General features: G+C 70.7%; 1 protein-coding gene. It reads right to left on the reverse strand.

Going from position 1 to position 774, the window contains the following annotated elements; translation table 11 throughout:
• Positions 1 to 774, reverse strand: a 774-nt coding sequence (locus DY218_RS24240) for an AMP-binding protein (RefSeq protein WP_147336157.1), incomplete at both ends; no start/stop codon positions are given.

Below are 774 nucleotides of genomic sequence, written 5' to 3' on the forward strand. Positions count from 1 at the left end.
CCCCACCGGAACCACCCGCTGCACACCGTCCAGCACATGCACCTGCGTCCCCGTGATCGGCCGCCCGATCGGCACCCGACCGGTCAGTGGGAGCTGCACCCGGTGGGTGGCGGCGTCGATGGTGGTCTCGGTGGGCCCGTACATGTTGTGCAGCTCGGCTCCGGGGAGCCGGCGCAGGAATTCCGTGGCGAGCTCCGGGGGCAGTTCCTCGCCGCCGCAGAGCATCAGCCGTACGGTGCCCGCTCGTTCGGTGAGGGCGTCCTGGTCGAGCAGGGCCCTGAGCAGGGACGGGACGACGTCGCAGCAGGTGATTCCGGATTCGGCGCAGACGCCGAGCAGGTAGTCGGGGTCGCGGTGGCCGCCGGGTGCCGCCATCACGATGCGGGAGCCGGTGATCAGCGGCAGGAAGCACTCCCACAGGTGCGGGTCGAAGCCGAGGGGCGACTTGTGCAGCACCTGGTCCTCGGGGCCGAAGCCGAACTGGTCGACCATGCCGAGGAGTCGGTTGGATATCGCCCGGTGGTGGAGGACCGCGCCCTTGGGCTTGCCGGTGGAGCCCGAGGTGTAGAGCACACACAGCGGGGTCTCCGGCGGGAGTTGTACGCCGGGTGGGGTGTCGGGGTGGGTGGCGAGTTCGGGGCCGAGGGTGTCGATGCGATGGACCGGAACGTCCGTGTCCGGCAGGTCGAGACCGGTCGCCGACACGATCACCTTCGGTGCGGCATCCCGCACCAGATGCTCGAGCCGGCCCGCCGGATACGCCGGATCCAGCGG

Origin of the sequence: Streptomyces triticagri (assembly GCF_003429565.1) — a bacterium.
GTDB lineage: Bacteria > Actinomycetota > Actinomycetes > Streptomycetales > Streptomycetaceae > Streptomyces > Streptomyces triticagri.